14 protein-coding genes are annotated in these 16,472 nt (G+C 63.1%); 6 read left to right on the forward strand and 8 right to left on the reverse strand.

Translation table 11 applies throughout. The features are described 5' to 3' along the window. Position 1 precedes the first annotated feature (1 nt). Together GEV02_RS25925 and mutS are read right to left on the reverse strand one after the other, a co-directional pair. Positions 2 to 955, reverse strand: a complete 954-nt coding sequence (locus GEV02_RS25925; RefSeq protein WP_152840804.1) for a hypothetical protein — start codon at positions 953 to 955, stop codon at positions 2 to 4. Then, positions 952 to 3,642, reverse strand: coding sequence for a DNA mismatch repair protein MutS (mutS, locus tag GEV02_RS25930; protein WP_152840805.1), 2,691 nt, complete (start codon positions 3,640 to 3,642; stop codon positions 952 to 954). The genes GEV02_RS25925 and mutS overlap by 4 nt, the downstream gene beginning before the upstream one ends. Positions 3,643 to 3,817: 175 nt before the next feature. On the opposite strand from mutS, the gene GEV02_RS25935 reads away from it, so the two are divergent. Then, positions 3,818 to 4,111, forward strand: a complete 294-nt coding sequence (locus GEV02_RS25935) for a hypothetical protein (RefSeq protein ID WP_152840806.1) — start codon at positions 3,818 to 3,820, stop codon at positions 4,109 to 4,111. A gap of 220 nt (positions 4,112 to 4,331) precedes the next feature. Here the strand turns inward: GEV02_RS25935 and GEV02_RS25940 are convergent, their stop codons facing one another. After that, on the reverse strand, positions 4,332 to 5,360 hold the full coding sequence (locus GEV02_RS25940; RefSeq protein ID WP_152840807.1) for a hypothetical protein: 1,029 nt from the start codon (positions 5,358 to 5,360) through the stop codon (positions 4,332 to 4,334). A gap of 134 nt (positions 5,361 to 5,494) precedes the next feature. Next, positions 5,495 to 6,046 (reverse strand): hypothetical protein, encoded by a 552-nt coding sequence (locus GEV02_RS25945; protein ID WP_152840808.1) that lies wholly within the window; start codon positions 6,044 to 6,046, stop codon positions 5,495 to 5,497. Positions 6,047 to 6,512: 466 nt separating this feature from the next. Here GEV02_RS25945 and GEV02_RS25950 point away from each other — a divergent pair, with 466 nt between their 5' ends. After that, a complete protein-coding gene (locus GEV02_RS25950; RefSeq protein ID WP_152840809.1) occupies positions 6,513 to 7,415 on the forward strand; it encodes a LysR family transcriptional regulator in 903 nt (300 codons plus the stop codon). On the opposite strand, the gene GEV02_RS25955 is transcribed toward GEV02_RS25950, so the two are convergent. Then, complete coding sequence (locus GEV02_RS25955) at positions 7,387 to 8,778, reverse strand: MFS transporter (RefSeq protein ID WP_152840810.1); 1,392 nt, start codon at positions 8,776 to 8,778, stop codon at positions 7,387 to 7,389. The genes GEV02_RS25950 and GEV02_RS25955 overlap by 29 nt on opposite strands. A gap of 44 nt (positions 8,779 to 8,822) precedes the next feature. On the opposite strand from GEV02_RS25955, the gene GEV02_RS25960 reads away from it, so the two are divergent. From GEV02_RS25960 to GEV02_RS25970, 3 genes are all read left to right on the forward strand, one after another. Continuing rightward, positions 8,823 to 9,068, forward strand: a complete 246-nt coding sequence (locus tag GEV02_RS25960; RefSeq protein WP_152840811.1) for a hypothetical protein — start codon at positions 8,823 to 8,825, stop codon at positions 9,066 to 9,068. A gap of 204 nt (positions 9,069 to 9,272) precedes the next feature. Then, the gene (locus tag GEV02_RS25965) at positions 9,273 to 12,185 is read left to right on the forward strand and encodes a M12 family metallo-peptidase (RefSeq protein WP_235922950.1); all 2,913 of its coding nucleotides are present in this window, start codon (positions 9,273 to 9,275) and stop codon (positions 12,183 to 12,185) included. A gap of 75 nt (positions 12,186 to 12,260) precedes the next feature. Continuing rightward, positions 12,261 to 12,845 (forward strand): cohesin domain-containing protein, encoded by a 585-nt coding sequence (locus tag GEV02_RS25970; protein ID WP_152840813.1) that lies wholly within the window; start codon positions 12,261 to 12,263, stop codon positions 12,843 to 12,845. Here the strand turns inward: GEV02_RS25970 and GEV02_RS25975 are convergent. Next, a complete protein-coding gene (locus GEV02_RS25975; protein WP_152840814.1) occupies positions 12,842 to 13,657 on the reverse strand; it encodes a substrate-binding periplasmic protein in 816 nt (271 codons plus the stop codon). The genes GEV02_RS25970 and GEV02_RS25975 overlap by 4 nt on opposite strands. 93 nt (positions 13,658 to 13,750) lie before the next feature. Between GEV02_RS25975 and GEV02_RS25980 the strand changes: the two genes are divergently transcribed. After that, a complete protein-coding gene (locus GEV02_RS25980) occupies positions 13,751 to 14,689 on the forward strand; it encodes an alpha/beta fold hydrolase (RefSeq protein ID WP_152840815.1) in 939 nt (312 codons plus the stop codon). A gap of 5 nt (positions 14,690 to 14,694) precedes the next feature. Here the strand turns inward: GEV02_RS25980 and GEV02_RS25985 are convergent, their stop codons facing one another. Next, positions 14,695 to 16,059, reverse strand: a complete 1,365-nt coding sequence (locus tag GEV02_RS25985; protein WP_152840816.1) for a YncE family protein — start codon at positions 16,057 to 16,059, stop codon at positions 14,695 to 14,697. Continuing rightward, a complete protein-coding gene (locus GEV02_RS25990; RefSeq protein ID WP_152840817.1) occupies positions 16,056 to 16,469 on the reverse strand; it encodes a DUF305 domain-containing protein in 414 nt (137 codons plus the stop codon). Before GEV02_RS25990 ends, GEV02_RS25985 begins: the two co-directional genes overlap by 4 nt. Between the last annotated feature and the right edge of the window lie 3 nt (positions 16,470 to 16,472).

Genomic DNA, 16,472 nt, shown 5'->3' on the forward strand with positions numbered 1-16,472 from the left:
ATTAAGGCGTCGCTTCGGCGCTGCCGCCCTTGAGCGTGAACAGGGCGGCGGTGCCGGGCGCGACGCGCACCTCGGCCCATTCGGCGGCCAGGCTCAGATGTCCCACATTGCCACGCCAGACGATGGCCGGCTCGGTCCCCGCGCCGCTCTGCGTATCGACCAGCAGCACCTTCCCTTTGAATTTTTCCGCCATCGCCCGTATCTGCCGGCGCGGTTCGGCGAAGCCATCCTGTTTCGACTGAAAACTCGGCAGCAGCGAGAAGCCTTGCTCCGCCTGCACGCCGACATCGCCGTCCGAGAACAGCACCAGTCCCTGCATCTTCTGCCGCTCCGCCAGCGTGAACAGGCGGTGCAGCCAGGCGCGGTTGGCCACCAGGCGGTCTTCGTACTCGCTGTTGCGGCCGGCCTCGGCGCGGAAGTGGTTGTTATTGGCGGGCAGGTTGATGGTGGCGAACAGCACCTTGCCGTATTCCCAGTGCGCGTTCTCGGCGTAGCTGCGGAACTTGGCGCTGGCCGACAAGCGCGTCATCGGCAGGCGGCGCTCGCCCAGCGATTCGCCGTCGGCGTAGAACAGTTCGCGCAGGCGGTTCAGGCGTTCGATGGCGTTCGAGCGGCCGATGGAATTGACGCAGGCGCTCCAGTCGCTGCCGGCCAGCGACACGATCATCGGCGGCGCCGCATCGTTGAGCAGCGCGCGGCGCTGGGCATACAGCCTGTCGCTGCAAGGCTCGGTGCTGGCCTTGATGCCGGTGGCGACGATGAAGGCGGGCGCGATCAGCGTGGCGTCGGCGATGGCGCGCTTGAGCACCGATTCATCCGGCCCGCTCTTGAACGAGTGGCCGATCACGCCGAACTGGAAACCGCGCACCGCCGGCTGCACGGCCTGCGCCGGGCAGGCCGTCAGCGCCGCCAGGCCAACGGCCATGGCAAAACCGTGGGCGCGCAGCGGCATCATGCCTGGGCCGTCTCCGTCAGGCGTTTGAGCTGGTACAGGCGCTCCAGCGCTTCGCGCGGCGTCAGCGCATCCGGATCGAGATCGTCGAGCGCATCGAACAGCTCGCGCATCGCCGGGCTGGCGGCGGCCGGTGCGCTGTGCGCCGGCGCCTCCAGTTCTTCGTCGTCGGCATCGGTGGTCGGCGCGGCGAACAGGTCCAGCTGCGGCGTGGCGTCCAGCGCCTGCGCTTCCAGGCGGGCCAGGTGCTTGCGCGCGGCCTTGATGACCGGCTGCGGCACGCCGGCCAGCTGCGCCACCTGCAAGCCGTAGCTCTGCGAAGCCGGGCCGTCCTGCACCGCGTGCAGGAACACGATGCTGTCCTTGTGCTCGACCGCCGACAGGTGGACGTTGGCCGCCGTCGGATGGCTCTCCGGCAGCTGCGTCAGTTCGAAGTAGTGGGTGGCGAACAGCGAGAAGCTGCGGCTGGTGTCGATCAGGTGGCGCGCGATCGCCCACGCCAGCGCCAGGCCGTCGAAGGTCGAGGTGCCGCGGCCCACTTCATCCATCAGCACCAGCGAATGCTCGGTGGCGCCGTTCAGGATCGCGGCCGATTCGGTCATCTCCACCATGAAGGTCGAGCGGCCGCCGGCCAGGTCGTCGGTGGCGCCGATGCGGGTGAAGATGCGGTCGATCGGGCCGATGGTCGCGCTGGTGGCCGGCACGTAGCTGCCCACGTAGGCCAGCAGCGTAATCAGCGCCACCTGGCGCATGAAGGTCGATTTACCGCCCATGTTAGGGCCGGTGATCAGCAGCAGGCGGCGGTCTTCGACGAAGCGGCAATCGTTGGCGATGAAGCGTTCGATCTGGTTCTCCACCACCGGATGGCGGCCTTCGGCGATGTTGATGCATGGCGTGTCCACCAGCTGCGGCGCGCACCAGTTGTGGCGCAGCGCGTGGTCGGTCAGCGAGGTCAGGGCGTCCAGCTGGGCCAGCGCCTTCGAGATCGTTTGCAGGCTGCCGATGAACGGCGCCAGGTCGGCCAGCAGCTGGTCGTACAGCATCTTCTCGCGCGCCAGCGCCTTGTCCTGCGCCGACAAGGCCTTGTCTTCGAAGGCCTTCAGTTCCGGCGTGATGTAGCGCTCGGCGTTCTTCAGCGTCTGGCGGCGGCGGTAGTCGTCCGGCACCTTGGTGGTCTGGCCGTGCGTGACTTCGATGTAGAAGCCGTGCACCTTGTTGTACTCCACGCGCAGGTTGGCGATGCCGGTGCGGGCGCGTTCGCGCGTCTCCAGGTCGACCAGGAACTGGCCGGCGTTTTCGGACAGCGCGCGCAGTTCATCGAGTTCGGCGTCGAAGCCGCGTGCGAACACGCCGCCGTCGCGCACCATGGCCGCCGGCTCCAGCGCCACAGCGCGTTGCAGCAGATCGAGGCAGGACTCGGGCGTGGCCATGTCGGCGTGGATGGCGGCCAGCAGGCCGTCGGTGTCGGTCAGTGCGCGCTGCATCGCGTGGCGCAGTGCAGGCAGTTGCTGCACGCCGTCGCGCAGGCTGGCCAGGTCGCGCGGGCGCGCCGACAGCAGCGCGATGCGGGTGGTGATGCGCTCGATATCCGGCACCTGCGCCAGCGTGTGCGACAGCGTGCCGGTGGCGTCGGCCTGGCCCAGCGCGGCGATGGCTTCATGGCGCGAGCGGGCGATGGCCTGGTCGCGGCGCGCGTGGTGCAGCCAGTGGCGCAGCAGGCGCGAACCCATCGCGGTGCGGCAGTGGTCCAGCAGCGAGAACAGGGTAGGGGATTCCTGGCCGCGGATGGTCTCGGTCAGTTCCAGGTTGCGGCGGGTGGCGGCATCGAGGCCGATGAATTCGTTTTCGGTTTCGGTCGCCAGCGAGCGCACGTGCTGCAGGCCGCGTCCCTGCGTCGACTGGGCGTAGCGCAGCAGCGCGCCGGCCGCGCCGAACGCGGCGCCCAGGCCGTCGGCGCCGAAGCCGGTCAGCGTCGCCACGCTCAGCTGATCGAGCAGCGCCTTGTGGCCGCCGACCACGTCGAAGTGCCAGTCCGGCACGCGGTTGACGTGGCAGCTCAGCGTTTCTTCGAACAGGTCGGCGTTATCGCCGCGCAGCACCTCGGCCGGCGCGATGCGCTCCAGCTCCTGCTGCATGCGGGCGGTGACGGTGCGGGTGTCGCCGGAGAACTCCATCAGCTTCAGCGCGCCGGAAGCCAGCGACAGCCACGCCAGGCCGGCCGTGGCGACCTTGCGCTGGCTGATGATGCACATCGCCAGCAGCGGACGCTCGGCTTTTTCCGGCAGCAGGTCGGCGTCGGTCAGCGTGCCCGGCGTGACCACGCGCATCACCTTGCGTTCGACCGGTCCCTTGCTGGTGGCCGGGTCGCCGATCTGTTCGCAGATCGCGCACGACTCGCCGATCTTGACCAGCTTGGCCAGATAGCCTTCGAGCGAATGGAAAGGCACGCCGCACATCTTGATCGGCTGGCCGCCCGAACTGCCGCGCGCGGTCAGCGTGATGCCCAGCACGCGCGCCGCCTTTTCCGCGTCCGAATGGAACAGCTCATAGAAGTCGCCCATGCGGTAGAACACCAGCATGTCCGGGTACTCGGCCTTGATGCTCAGGTACTGCTGCATCATCGGGGTGACTTTTTCGGTGGGGCTGTTCTTGACGGCGGCGGCGTTGATTTCGTTCGGGACGGTGGTCATTGGTTCTTTTTCGGCGGTGCGTGAGTCTGGTTTTGCGAAGGCTCAACCAGCCCCCGCGCGTAACCTGTCATTTTACCGCTTTCGGCTGTGTTACTGGTGAAAACGCACTGCCGTTCTTGAGGGCGTACACTGGGTGAATCAAAACGAGCTTTGAAGACTCGTGTCGGAGAAAGAAATGAATAAATCTGAAATCGGTGTCGAACTGATACGGTCGAAGTGGCCGCAGGCGGATGATGCTGAACGGGAGCATATTCTATTGGACCTAAAACAGCGAGGCTTGTCTATTTCCGACGTCATACTCGCATTGCGAAATTCGGGATTTTACTCGCTAGATGAGGCGAAAGAGTACATCTCCACCAGCCCCGCATGGCATGTTGAAGTCGAAAATGGCAAAGTTCTGCATGAGATAGCTTGGCAAGTTCTTGATGATTTCGTCGCGTCGCAACCTCATAAGTCGCAGCAACCGTAGTGCTGGCAGCGATGAGGGAGTGCGCCTCATCATTAACAGGTCTGCACTGGAATACGACCAAGCTGTTGTCCTTGATGCTGACGCATTGGACTCCCAAGATCTTTATGTCGCTTCGACTCGTGGCTCTAAGTCCCTCACGATCATTGGCATGGAAAGATACGCGCCAACGAGGTGAGGACGGCGTGACTACAATGCCCCTGTTTGTACATCGCCCAGCGGCTTATTGGTTGAGAATTTTGTTCAGGAGCATGAGGATCGATTCCGTCGGTAGTGTACGATGGTCGATGGCATTGCCGTGAGCAAATTCATCCCGATATTTTTTGACGCTCACAAAAGCGTCGAAATCGGTTGGTTCAAGCGCTCTCCACTGAAAAATCACTAAATAGGCAAATTTCTGACTGGCTGTGCGGACTTCCCGAGTTCGGTTTTTGTCTTGATAGAGCTTGGCCACGCGTAGGCCCATTTCTTCTGGTAAGCCGTGGTCTGGGAATAGCTTCACGCTTAGAGCATCAAATCTTTTGTTGACTAAGACCTCCAATGCCATCCAAGAAAATAAGAAAGCTTTCATGTTATCGCGCTCCTGTATTGCGGCGTACATGAGCCGGCTCACTCGCTCACCGACGTCTGCGACATCTCTGGCGCTGTCGTTGATAAGTTGGCTGGCGATGTCGATTGGGAGTCCGTGATTTCTTGTTAGGGAAGCATGCCCAGAGAAGTGGATGTCAGCGAGCCAGCGGCCGTCATCTAGTCTTCCCATCTTCTGCGTTTTTACATGCACGATTTTGACTAACCGGTCTTCGGTGGAAAGCGCTGCACCTACACGGAGGACTGCAGGGACCTCCCACTGCGAAGTCAGTTCGTCTAGTTCGTTTTTTTCCGAAGTGAACGCATCGTAAGTTTGCAGGATGTCACCTTCCTGTCTTATCCACTCGCACGCTTTGGTAGCAAGATTCTCTTCAGCTGTCACTGTAACAAGAAAAGGCTTGCGGGCACTGTGCTCTTGAAGCCAGTTATCCTCATCCGCTGTAATATCTTCACCGATAATCTCACGGCATATTTTATTCAGGCTGTTTCCGATTCCATACTCAACACCAGGCCGCAGGCCTCCAATACGAACCTCATCCGCTTCAGGGAACGCTAGTCCGTGTATGGAGTAAATTTTAATCGCAATTAACCGACAGCTAATTTGCTGCGGCGGGGTGTGCTGCGTAAAGCCGGCAAGCTGCTTTGCATGATTGGTAAAGACCATGGTTATAGTGTTCTGCGATATATCGCTAGTTAAGATTGGTAACTGACCTTGCCCTAGTCTGCTCAAACTGCCGCCGTATGCTCTACCGAAGCGGCGGCAGGCCGTTGATGGCCTTCGTGACCTGGCGCTACGTGTCAAGTCAATTCAAGGCGTTCAATGAGACGACTTGGGCCGACTAAGCTCATCGTTGGCAACGGTTCATCTTCACGGAAATAAACTTGATAATCTTCGCCTTGCCGCGCCAGGCGAGGCCCTAACCCGGACAAATCGACGGCATATATAACCACGGGACTTTTCAAGATTTCGGCTATTTCGTTGAGAAGATGTTGAGCCATTTGCGCATGCTCGTCGGAGCCGTTAGTGAGTAGCGCAGTTAGAGCTTCACACATGCCATTGAGGCCCTGACCACCACTGGAATGAATTTGAGCACGTGCCGAGGCGAGACTTCCACCAAAAGAAATGGACTTCATGCCAAGCCAACCGAAATACGCACCAGCTGCGATCTGACTTGTCTTGATAGCGGCAACGACTGCGACATGAACAGCTTCCTCGAAAACCTTGGCAGGCAGGAAGCCTGCAGACTCGATCTTCGGTGCAGCCACAATCGAGGTGCAGTGAAAACCTACCTTCTCATACTTGCTGAAGTCTGTTGCAAAACTATTGGTACTGTTTTTTGAGATGAGCATTTTGTACAGTGCTGATTTATTGAGCCGTCATCATAGACAGCCGCCCACATCGATATCTGAGCGAGATCTGCTTCCATGTGTATCGGATACTCGCCCCATGTTGTAGGCGGATTGATGATTCTGAGCGAACTAAGGCACAAGAATTTTCCCTGCTTATTCGCAGACGTCTTTATCCTATAAGGCTTACTTTAGTAAGCGAGAATACTGCAGCATCATCGGGGGGGGGCTGTTTCGGTGGGACTGTTCTTGACGGCGGCGGCGTTGATTTCGTTCGGGACGGTGGTCATTGGTTCTTTTTCGGCGGTGCGTGAGTCTGGTTTTGCAGGGGCGAAAACGGTCCCGGCGCGTAACCCGTCATTCTACCGCTTTCGGGCGCGCACTCCCAAAGAACCGAACGCGGGAGACTTCATTTCCGCTCGCGGTGTAAGATTGCATAAAAAGTAACCGGAAAATAAGGCATGCAGCAATGGATAAATTGAAGGCGATGCAGGTTTTCGTCAGAGTGGTGGACAAGCAAAGCCTGACGGTCGCAGCGCAGAACTCCAATCTTTCCGTTGCGATGGTGAGCAACTACCTCAAGTATCTTGAAGACGAGCTGGGAACCGCGCTGGTCGTCCGCACCACCCGAACGCTGTCGGTCACCGAATTCGGCACCTACTATTACGGCATCTGCCTGAACGTGCTGGCGATGGTCAGGGAGAGCGGGGAGGTCGCCGCCAACTTCACCGGCAATCCCGAAGGCACGCTGAACCTGGCCGCGCCGCGCACCTTCGGCGTCGTCGCGCTGCTGCCGCGCCTGAACGCGTTCTACGCGCAGCACCCCCGGATACGCATCGACGTCTCCCTCAGCGACGACATCGTCGACATGAACAATACCGACTACGACGCCGCCATCCGCCTCGGCCCCTTGCCCGATTCGAATCTGGTGGCGCGGCCATTGCGGCCGTATGGCTTGGTGCTGTGCGCGTCGCCGGACTACCTGGCCGCCAACCCGCCGCCATCGACGCCCGACGACCTGGCGCAGCACCAGTGCATCGCCACCTACTTCGACCACAAGACCGTCTGGAACCGCCTGCAGACGACGTGGGCATTCATCGGCGCCGACGATGCGACGCATCAGGTAAATGTACCCTTCAAGATGCAGGTGAACGATGCGCAGGGCGTGTGCGCGCTGGTATTGCAAGGCGCGGGGATAGCGGTGCTGCCGGAAATCCTGGCGCGGCCGTGGCTGCAAAGCGGGCAGCTGCTGCGCCTGCTGCCGGAATACCGCCTGCCCGACCGGGCCATGCACCTGGTCTACCGGAAAATGGATTCTATGCCGTCGAAGCTAAAAGCCTTCATCACCTTCCTGCTGGACGAGTTTGCGTAACGGCGGGTTCCAATTTTCTCAAGCCAAAAAAGCCGATCAATCCACCGATGGCCAGCGCGGAAATCGACCACAGCAGCGCTGGCGCCATGCCACCGGCGAAGCGTTGCTCCGTGACGTCGCCGACGATCAAGCCCATCGCGGCGACGCCGATCAGGCCGCCGATCTGGCGCGATGCGTTGAGCACGCCGGAGGCGATGCCGATGTAGCGCTGCCCGGTCGACGACACCATCGCATTGGTCATCGCCGGCACCGCCAGTCCGATGCCCAGTCCGGCCACGATGAACTGGACGCCGATATCGGCATAACGGCCATCGCCGACAAACGGCAGCATCGACAAGTAACCCAGCGCAGCCAAGGCGATGCCGCAGGTGAGCACCGCCCGGTAGCCGTGCTTGACCATCAGTTTTCCGCACAACAGGTTGGCGGCCATGATGGATCCCGTCATCGGCAGGAATGCCAGGCCGGTGTCGAGCGGCGTGTAGGCCCACGCATACTGGAAGAACAGGCTGAACAAAAAGATCAATCCATAGAACGCGAAATTGACCAGGATGCCGATCAGCGACGACGCGGCGAAATGGCGGTTGCTGAACAGGTGCAGCGGCAGCATCGGATGGGCCAGATGTTTTTCGACCGCGACAAACGCCGCGCCGGACAACAGGAACACCATCATGCCGCCGACCACCGGCAGCGAGCGCGGGCCGGATGCGTTCACCTGTATCAAGGCCAGCGTGAAGCCGCCCAGCGCCAGGGCGGCCAGCATTTGTCCCGGAATATCGACCACGCGGCCGGCGGTGCCGGCGGCGTCCTTCACGCAGCGCCAGGCGATGAGGCTGCCAAGCAGCGCGATCGGCACGTTGACAAAGAAGATGGCGCGCCATCCCGTCAATGAAATGAGCGCGCCGCCGAACACCGGGCCGAGCGCCAGCGCCATGCCGCCCGACGCGGCCCACAGGCTGATCGCCCGGCTGCGCGCATTCTTTTCCGGGAAGGTCTGGTTGACGATGGCCAGCGAGGCCGGCACCACCAGCGCCGCGCCCAGTCCCTGCAGCAGCCGGTAGGCGATCAGCGCCGTCAGGCTGCCGGCGACGCCGCACAGCAGGGAGGCCAGCGCAAACAGCACGAAGCCGAGGATGAAGACTTTCCTGGGGCCGAAACGGTCGCCCAGCGCGCCCGCGGTCAGCAGGAAGGCGGCGAAAGTCAGGGTATAGCCGCTGACCACCCATTCGAGATGCGACATGGTGCCGGCGAATTCGACGCGCAGGCTGCGCAGGGCGACGTTGACCACGCTGACATCGAGTATGACGATGATGAAGGCGAGGCAGGATGACAGCAGCGCGAGCCGCTTGCCGGTTTGCTTGGACATGGTGAAGTTCTCCTGTTGCGTGAGGCTGGGGTAGCGGGGAGGCCATGCTAGTTTCCCAACCGTCGCGCAGTAAAGAATTCATCTCTGAAAACACTTTCAAGCGGCGCTCAACAAACGAAGGGGCGCCGGCCTTCTGCTTTCGTTTTGTGCTTGCCCATGAACAATACAAACCGGAACTGTGTATTAAAGACAACAGTGGTTTTTTGCGCCTGTGGCTGAAACGCTCAGATTTCCACCTCGCCGCAAAAAAAATCCCAGCTAACTGTTGTGACAATAAATTAAGTAAGTAATACTTAAGTTGAAACTTTTACATGTCTTGTTCGCAATGCGTGAATGTTTCGTTGAGCATATTGATTCTTGTTGCACAGGGAAAACGGACCTTTCGGATCAACAATAAAATTAAGGGTATAGCAGGCATGAAACTTTCAGTGAATCCGTCATCGACTCCCCGCCTCAAAAAGGCCAGGGCAACGCTGCGTCCTACCGCTGGACGCATGTTATTCGCTTTCATGGCATTGGGCTGGACCGTCTCCGGCTCGGCCGCCGTCATCGCCCAAGAGGCGCAGGTTCAGAGTCAGCCCACCGGCGATTTCTGGCAAGACGTCGGCCCGGCCGGCGGCCGGACCGCGCAGGCCGCCAACACCACCGGGCCGCGCCGCTTCCACGCCGCCAGCCTGAACCGCAACGGCTTGAAGAAGCTGGCGCAATCGGCGCCGCTGGAGCGCACCGAGGCCGCCGCTGTCAGCCCGCTGATCATTTCCCTGCCGCACCCGGACGGCGGCTACCAGCGCTTCGCCATCGTCGATTCGCCGATCATGGAAGCCGGCCTCGCCGCCAAGCACCCTGAAATCAAGACCTATGCCGGCAAGGGCATCGACGATCCTAACGCCAGCCTGCGCATGGACATCACGCCGCTGGGCCTGCACGCCTCGGTGCGTACGCCGAAGGGCGCCTGGTATGTCGATCCGCAAACCGCGCTGGACGACAGCGTCTACAACAGCTATCACAGCCGCGACCTGGCCAACAGCCACGGCGCCTTGCGCGAAGCGCCGCTGACCGAACCGCAGATCGCCCTGTCGCAGGGCTTCTACCACGCCGACGACAAGGTCGAAGTGCGCGGCGCCGGCTTCACGCCGGGCGCTTCGGTGACGGTCTCGGTGCGCAACGAAGGCGATACCGGCAGCCGCCAGAGCGTGGTGGTCACCGCCGACGCGGAAGGCGTAATCAACACCACGCTGGTGGCCGACCCATCGCGCAACACCGGCGCCTACGAAGTCAGCGCCAGCGACGGCACGTCGTCCAGCACCGTGGCTTACCACGTGGTGGAAGATCTGGTCACGGCCACGCCGGCCACCGGCAATCAGTTGCGCACCTACCGTCTGGCGCTGGTGACGGATCCATCCTACGCAACCTATTTCGGCGGCTCGGCCAACGTCACGGCGGCCAAGGTCACGCTGATCAACCGCGTGACCCAGGTCTATGAAGACGAGACCGCGATCCGCCTGGTGCTGATCAACGCCACCGACGCGCTGAACCTGGACACCGCCGCGCAGATGACCGGCGCCAACGGCCCATGCGGCACCGCCGCCTGCTTCACCGCCAGCCAGTCCTCCAGCTGCGGCAGCGCCACGCTGACCCGCAACCGCATCGTCGCCGGCCTGCTGGTCGGCGCCCGCAACTTCGATGTCGGCCACATCGCACTGGGCCTGAACGGCGGCGGCATCGCCAGCCTGGGCGTGGTCGGCGGCAACAGCAAGGCGCAGGGTTGCACCGGCATTCCTACCCCGGTCGGCGATTTCTACGCGGTCGATTATGTGGCGCACGAACTGGGCCACCAGTTTGCCGGCAACCACACCTTCAACGGCGTGATCAGCAATTGCTCGGGCGGCAACCGCAACGCCGGCACCTCAGTGGAACCGGGCAGCGGCTCGTCGATCATGGCTTACGCCGGCATTTGCGGCACCGACAACCTGCAAACCCACAGCGATGCCTATTGGTCGCAACGCAGCTTCGATGAGATCGTCACCTACACCTCGGGCGCCGAAAGCACGCTCAACGAAGTGCAGCAACTGGCGCTGACCAACTTCGGCGGCACGCAGCAGTTCAAGCTGCGCTACAACGGCAACGATACGCCGGCCATCATCAACGGCACCAACTACACCACGGCCGGCGTCAAGGCGGCGATCCAGGCCATCAGCGGCTGGCCTGCGGGCGCCACGGTCACCATCAGCTCGCTGAGCACCACCGGCGCAACGATCACCTTCGGCGGCACGCTGGCCGGCACCCCGGTCGACGTGCTGCAAGTGGTTGCTTGCAGCGGCGGTTGCAGCGGCTATGTCGGCGAGATCGCCGTCGGCGGCGCCACCACCCGTCGCGGTTCGCTGTCGTTCACCGGCAATACCACGCCGGTTGTCAGCGTGCCGGCCAGCTACACCATTCCGGTGCGCACGCCGTTCGCATTGACCGGCAGCGCCACCGATGGCGAAGGCGACACCCTGACCTACCTGTGGGAGCAGAACGACCGCGCCTCCGCCAACGGCACCGGCTTGATCAGCAACAGCAAGGTCGACGGTCCGCTGTTCCGCCAGTTCGGCGTGCAGGCCGTGGTCAGCAACGCCGACACCATCAAGTATGGTTCGCCGGGCGAAAACCACGTCACCACCAATCCGACCCGCGTGTTCCCGGACATGGCGCAGATCCTGGTCAACAACACCAATGCTGAAACCGGTGTTTGCCCGACCGCCGCCGCGACGCCAACCGCCGCCGACATCGCCTGCTTCTCGGAATACCTGCCGACCGCCGACTACGTGGGCTACAACGCCAACGCCAATCCGGCCGCGCTGAACTTCCGCCTGACGGCGCGTGACGGCCGTGGTGGCGTGGGCAACGCCAGCACCAAGCTGATCCTGGCTCCAGGCGCCGGTCCCTTCCTGGTGACGTCGCCGAACAGCGCAGTGTCGGTGGACGCTGGCTCGACCCAGACCGTGACCTGGTCCGTGGCCAACACCGACGTCGCACCGGTGAACACCGCCAACGTGAAGATCACGCTGTCCACCGACGGCGGCAACACCTATCCGTACACGCTGGCGGAAAGCACCGCCAACAACGGCAGCAAGGCAGTCACGCTGCCGCTGGTGGCCAGCACCACGGCACGCGTCAAGGTGGAAGCGGTCGGCAATGTGTTCTTCGATGTGTCGAACGCTAACTTCACGATCCGCCTGGTGGGCGACATCAATGCCGACGGCACCATCAATTGCGATGACTATGCCATCGTCAAGGCGTCGCTGGGCAAGCGCACCGGCCAGGCCGGCTTCGATGCCCGTGCCGATCTGAACAAGGATGGCGTGGTGGATGCACGCGACCTGTCGGTGGTGTCGCAACGCATCGCTGGCGGTTGCCGTCTGTAAGCGTACCTGTTGTCGGCACCGCCTGATCGCGGCGCCGATGCCGAATCTAAGCCCGATGGGCAAAGGAAAATGACTATGTTGAGTTTGAATAAATGGAAATACCAGGCCGGCGCCGCGCTGCTGGCCGCCGCTTTCGCCGCACCGTCGGCCTACGCCGCCGATCCGGTGCTGAGCATCGTCGCCACGCCATCGACCGGCGTGGTTGGCTCGACCATCGACCTGGACATCCGCATCGCCGGCGTGACGGATCTGTTCGGATATAACTTCTCGCTGCTGTTCAATCCCGCCTACCTGCAAGCGACCGGCGCCGGCGAAGGCGCCTTCCTGGGATCGGACGGCGGCGCCACCGACTTCGGCGGAGGCGATGCATCCGGCACGCCGGGCTTGCTGTCCTATGTGTTCGGCACCAAGTTCGGCAGCGGGGCTGGTGTCAGCGGCACCGGCAGCCTGGCGCACCTGAGCTTCAAGGTGATCGGCGCCGGCACCAGCACGCTGAGCTTTACCGATACGCTGTTCCTGAACGCCAGCCTGGGTGACATCACGCCGCAATACGGCACGCTGACGCTGGTGACGACCGCCGTGCCGGAACCTGCAAGCTATCTGATGATGGGTGCCGGCCTGATCGGCCTGGCGGCATTGCGCCGCCGTCGCGTGGGCTAAGGCCGCGCCGCGCTGCCGCCGCCCTGTGGCGGCAGCGCTTCATACTTCTTCAGCAGTAGCGGCAGGCGCTTGCGGCCCTTGCTGCCCATCCAGCGCCACATCTCTTCCACGGCGGCGCCGTGCGATCCGTAGTAATCCTTGTTCACCATCAGCCACAGCGAGTGCGCGCTCCAGGGCTGCTCCAGCCTGGCCAGATCCTTGCCATGCTCGCGCGCCAGCATCTCGTCCATATCGCTGGGTACGTTCAGCGACATGGCGACCGCATCGACCCGATGGCGTTTGAGCTTGTCGAAATTGCGGCGCGCGTCGGCCGCGCCGTCGTCCACGGTCAGGCCGGCCGCGCGCAGCTCGCCGATAAACGAGACGCCGTGCGAGACGCCCACCCGCCGCTGGCGCAGGAAGCCGGGCAGGTCGCGTTCGGCCGCCGCGCGGTCGGCGGCGCGCACGATGATGACCGTGTAGTGCTGCAGCCCGCGCGCCGGATCCGGCTTGCCGTCGGCCGCGCGCGGATAGACCACGGACTGCATGCCGGCCGGCGGCGAGGCCAGCGCGGTGGCGTCGATCTGGCCGGCGTTCACCGCCAGCAGCAGGCGCGCGGTCGGCAGGCGCACCAGTTCGGTCTTGCAGCCGGCGGCTGCGGCCATCTCGTTCAGCAGGTCGACGGTGGCGCCCGGCGTCGCCGGAATCGTGTCGGTGCCGATGAAATAGGGCGGGGCGTTTTGCGTGGTGTAGCCGATGCGCAGCACGCAGGCATTGGCGCCGGCGCTCAGCAGAACAAGTAGTGAGGTGAGGAAATGGTGCTTTATGTTCATAAATTATGAATGATTACTTGCCTTTTGGCTGATTGATAGCCATGAATTTAAACCATATAGTGATTGCACTACCCACCCACTCAGGAGCCTAACATGAACGCCAGCACCAACATTCTTCGCCGTACCGTGGTTGCCGCAGCACTGGTTTTGAGCACCGGCCTGGCCGCCGCAGCCGCCGCCCCGATCGATGTCAAGGTCGCCGGCTTCACCGACAAATATGCGCAAGTGAACGGCGTCAAGCTGCACTACAAGATCGGCGGCCAGGGCAGCCCGGTCGTGCTGCTGCACGGCTACGGCCAGACCGGCCATATGTGGACGCCCGCGATGGCCGAACTGGTCAAGCGCCACACCGTCATCGTGCCCGACCTGCGCGGCGCCGGCGGCTCGGAAAAGCCGGAGAGCGGCTACGACAAGAAAACCATGGCCACCGACATCCATGAACTGGTCAAAGGCATCAGCAAGGAGCCCGCCGCCGTGGTCGGCCACGACATCGGCCTGATGGTGGCCTACGGCTACGCCGCCCAGTTCCCGGCCGATACCAGCAAGCTGGTGCTGATGGACGCCTTCATTCCCGGTGTCGGCGACTGGCGCAACGCCTTCCCGGCCAAGGCCGTGTGGCACTTCCACTTCTACGGCGAAACCCCGCTGGCGCTGGTGAAGGGCCGCGAACGCATCTACTTCGAACACTTCTGGAACGACTTCTCGGCCGATAAGACCAAGTCGGTCAAGGAAGCGGACCGCAAGCTGTACACCGCAGCCTATGCCCAGCCGGGCGGCATGCGCGCCGGCTTCGCCTACTTCAGCGACTTCGAACGCGACGCCGCCGACTTCGCCCCGCTGTCGCAGACCAAGCTGACCATGCCGGTGCTGACGCTGGCCGGCCAGTACTCGGCCGGCGAATTCCTCGGCAAGCAGGTCGGCACCGTGGCCACCAATGTCAAGAGCGTCATCATCCAGGGCTCGGGCCACTGGCTGATCGACGAAGCGCCGGAGCAAGTGGTGCCGGCCATCGTGGGCTTCATCGACCAGTAAGCCGCCTACAAGGCGCTGACCAGCACCGCTGCGCCGGCGCCAGCCTCGGTCACGCTGAGGCGGTCGGCGCGGGCGGCGGCATCGCTGGCGGCCGCTGCGCGCACCGGGCCTATCATGGTGCCGTTGGCCATGCCCGCATCGTTGGTGCGGAAGCTGCCCAGCGGCGCCGCCTGGCTGCTGACGGTAACGTGATAAACCGTATTCGGTTTCAGCTTGTACAGAAAGACTTCCAGCGCATCGACCACGCCCAGGTTGCGCACCACCGCAAAGCCCTTGCCCTCTCCGGCCACGGCCTTGAACGGCACGTTGTGCGCATCCTGGTTCACGCGCGCCACCAGATTGGAGCGGTCGTCCGCCGACGGCGCCACCCCGGACAGATACACCAGCGCCTGCGGCGCCTGGCCGCCGGGCATGGTGGCGATGACCTGGTTGCTGGCGCTGTCGATCACCTGCACGCCGTCGCCGTTCTCCAGTCCCACGTACAGGCGGCTGCCGTCGTCCGATGCCCAGATCCCGTGCGGCAGCGCACCGGTGGCGATGGTCGCCAGCAGCCTGGCGTCCTTGCCGGTGCTGTAGACCTTGACCAGGTTTTCTCCGCCTATCGTCACATAGGCGCGCACCTCGCCGCCGACAGTGGCGAAGGCCAGGTGGTTGGTGATGAAGCCGGTGTCGATCACGCCGGTCACCGCCAGCGTGCCGGTGCTGATGCGCGTCACCTTGCCGACGTCCTTGTGCGTCATCCACACTTCGCTGGCGTCCGGCGTCAATTGCAGAAAGGGCGAGAAGGGGCTCGTCACGGCGATGCGCTTGATGACGGCGTGGGTGGCGACATCGATCACGTCGACCGTCGGCGTAAAGCTGGACACCACGAAGGCCAGTTTGCCGTCCGGGTGGAACAGCACCATGCCGGGGCCGATGTCGGTCTGGATGCGCCGGGTCTCCTTGAAGGTGAGCGGGTCGATGACGGAAATATAGTCCTCGCCGCGCACCACCACCCAGACTTCCTTGCCGTCGGCGCGGAAGAAGCCTTCGTGCGGCGAGCGGCCGACGTAGGTCTTGCCCTTGACCTGGTTGGTCGCGGTGTCGATGAACGTCACCGAGTTGGAACCGTTGGCGATGGCGATTAGCGTCTTGTGGTCGGGCGAGAAGCCCAGACCGTGCACATTGATCTCGCCGCGGTACAGCGGCGACAGCACGTCGGGCCGCGCGTTGCCCAGCTTGATCTGCCCCAGCAGCGTATTGCTGGCGGGGTTGAACACGGAAATCGTATTGCTGTTCTGGTCCGCGGTGTAGACGCGGTCCAGCGCCGACGGCGCGGCAAAGGCCGGCGCCGACAGCAGCGCGGCGATCGTCCAAGCGATGGTTTTCATTTTTTCTCCTCGTGGTTGTGGCGTTGCAGCCAGGCTTGCATCAGTTTGATTTCGTTCTGCTGCTCGGCGATGATGCCGAGCGCCAGGTTGCGCAGCTCGGGATCGCGGGTGGTCAGCAGCAGGGCCTTGGCCATGTCGACCGCGCCCTGGTGGTGGGGGATCATCATGGTGGCAAAGTCATGCTCGTTGACGCCGTTCATCGGCGCCTGCCGCATGCCGGCGTCCATCACCGCCATGGCGTCGTCCATCAGCGCGGCGAAGGGTTTGGCGGTGCTGGCGACAAACGCCGGCGGCGCGGCGGCGCTGTCGCCGCCGTGATGGTGCGCGTGTTCCTGGGCGCCGGCCGGCGGCGCGGCCAATGCGAGTGTCAATGCACCGGCGGCGGCCGTGGTGCGGAATCGGTCGAACATGGA

It is taken from the genome of Rugamonas aquatica, from assembly GCF_009380215.1.
GTDB classification, from domain to species: Bacteria; Pseudomonadota; Gammaproteobacteria; order Burkholderiales; family Burkholderiaceae_D; genus Rugamonas; species Rugamonas aquatica_B.